A 2,592-nucleotide genomic window follows, 5' to 3' on the forward strand; every position below is an offset into this window, starting at 1 on the left:
GGGCGTACGCGGCCCTCCCGCTACCGCCGCGAGATGGGGCGGCTTCCGCCGGCGAGCCGGGTGGTCAGGTGGGTCAGGGTCGGGCCGAGCGGTGCGTCGAGGGTGAGCTCGGCCTCGGCGTCGCCACCGGTGGGCCCCTGGTTGACGATGGCGATGGGGATGCCCAGCTCGGCCGCCTTGGTGACGAACCGCCGCCCGGACCTGACCGTCAGGGACGACCCCAGCACGAGCAGCACCCGCGCGCCGCAGACGAGCGCGTAGCACTCATCGACCCGGGTCCGGGGCACGTTCTCGCCGAAGAACACCACGTCAGGCTTGAGCATCCCGCCGCACGAGGCGCAATCCACCACCCGGAACCCGCCGACCTGCTCGTCGGTGAGCGTGGCGTCGCCGTCGGGGTTGATCTCGTCACTGGTGACCCGCCAGCCGGGGTTGGCCTCAAGCAGCCGGCGCTCGAGCTCGGCACGCGACGTACGCTCCCGGCACGTCAGGCACACGACGCGGTCGAGCCCGCCGTGCAGCTCGATCACACGGCGGGCGCCGGCCGCCTGGTGGAGGCCGTCGACGTTCTGGGTGACGATGCCGGTCAGCAGGCCGCGCCGCTCCAGCTCGGCCACCGCCTGGTGCCCGGCGTTGGGGCGGGCGCGCTCCATCTGCCGCCACCCGACGTGGCTGCGCGCCCAGTAACGCCGGCGCGCCTCCGCGCTGCCGACGAACTTCTGGTACGTCATCGGCTCGGCTCGCCTGGCCAGGCCGGTCGGCCCGCGGTAGTCGGGGATGCCCGACTCGGTCGACAGGCCGGCCCCGCTGAGCACGGCCACCCCTCCACGGCCGACCAGCTCCATCAGCTCGGCCACGTTCCCGGTGCTCGATCTCACGTTCCCATGGTGCCTCACCCGCACGCCCGCCTACGCCGCCCGGTCAACCGCGCTCGCCAGGCCGCGGATACGGGTACGGATGCCCCGCGGACGCAGCCCTCCTCACACCCGTCGTGCCCTTCGGACGGGAGCCCGGTCCCGGCGACGCGTTCGAGGTCGTCAAGGAAGCCGACGCAGTGGCGGGGCCGATGGGTGGGGGTGGAGTCGACGGGATGGCGTGAACGGGACGGGTCCCGGCGTGTGCGCGGGCCGCGGACCGGAGGTAGACGCAGCGGAGTTCGGCCGCGAACCGCTGCTCGCCGTCCCGCAGCCAGCACTCCTCCGGCCCCGGCGACACCTCCGTCAGCGTGAGCCGCTCCGCCGTCGCCGCCAGGCGCCCGAGCGCTTCGACGAGCGCGGGCGAGCGCGTGTCCACGTAGAAGGGCCTGCGCCTACGCGGCGACGCGGCGAAGAACGTCACCGGCAGGCCATGGGACTCGCGCAGCCGCGCCATCGCCACCAGCAGCTCGCCGTCGCCCGCCGCCTGCCCGAGCCCCTCGAACGAGGCTCGGTCAAAGCTCCACCGGCGCCGCGAGATGACGATGTTCCCCCAGGTCAGACGGGGCACGTGCGGAAGGTCGGGAAGGCGCGGCAGCCGGATCATGGGCAGGGCCAGCGCGGCATGGAGCGCCGTGACGTGCTCGCCGTTGTGGAACAGCAGCGGCTCCTCCACTCCCTTGGCGTTCAGGACGGCCCGCCGGCCGTCGCTGTGCACGGACAGCTCGTCGAGGCCGATCCTGCGGCGCGGGTCGGCCGCCACCCCGCCGAGCTCCAGCACGGGGCCGGGGAGCTGCGGCGGCGGCGCGCTCTCTGAGCGGTGCGGGACGACGTTCAGCACGGTGAACCCGGACAGTGCCCGCCTGACCGCCGCGTCTCGCTCGGCGAGGCACTCGGCGGCCTCCTCGTGGAACTGCAGCGACCACGGCGTGAGCAGCACCGTGTCGTGGAGCCCGCCGAGGACGAGCGGGGTCACACCCGCTTCGTACGCCTCCAGCGATGACGCGGCCACCAGCAGGTCGGCCGAGCAGAGCACGGGCGCGGCCGGTGGATCCGGGTCGTCCAGCAGCCCGGCGAGGTCGAGCACGGCCTCGCCGTCCGGCGCGTCCCGGATGAGGGAGGCGAGGCGGCCGGTCAGGCGTCCGCCGTGTTCGATGTCGAGTCCGGCGGTCGTCCGCAGCGCCTCCGCCAGCGCGAACGTGCCGGGGCCGAGCCGCCCGGCGACCAGCCGGTTGGTCAGCCGCCTGGTCAGGTCCGCCTCGCCGGCGAGCAGGTCGAGCACGCGTGGCACGCGGTCGCGCAGGTCGGCCGCCAGCGCGCCGCCCGCCGTGACCCGCAAGGTGCCGGCCGCGGCCTCGTGGACGACGACACGGCCGTCGCCCGGCCCGCCACCCGTCAGCGCCTCGATCCGCCGCTGCACGGCCAGCTTCACGTCGGGCGAGGCGCCCGGGTATTGCTCAAGCAGATCGGAGATCTCACTCACACGCCGCCCGACCGACGGCTCGGCGGCGGTACGCACCCCGGCCACCGGCCTGCGCTGCGCCGGCACCCCGACCGCTCCGGGCACGAGCTCTGGAGCCTCCCACGCCTGACCGGCTTCATCCCTCCCAGACTCCTGCGCCCCGAGCTCCGGGGCGTCGGCAATCCCCGGACCGCCTGGGCCCGCCCCTCCCTCCAC

2 protein-coding genes are annotated in these 2,592 nt (G+C 74.8%); both read right to left on the reverse strand.

From position 1 onward, the window contains the following. Positions 1-20 precede the first annotated feature (20 nt). Positions 21-878, reverse strand: a complete 858-nt coding sequence (locus E1286_RS46975) for an NAD-dependent protein deacetylase (protein WP_425464803.1) — start codon at positions 876-878, stop codon at positions 21-23. Between the two features lie 43 nt (positions 879-921). After that, a partial coding sequence (locus tag E1286_RS46980; protein ID WP_223190965.1) for a lantibiotic dehydratase occupies positions 922-2,592 on the reverse strand: 1,671 nt, incomplete at its 5' end.

Origin of the sequence: Nonomuraea terrae (assembly GCF_004348995.1) — a bacterium.
GTDB lineage: Bacteria > Actinomycetota > Actinomycetes > Streptosporangiales > Streptosporangiaceae > Nonomuraea > Nonomuraea terrae.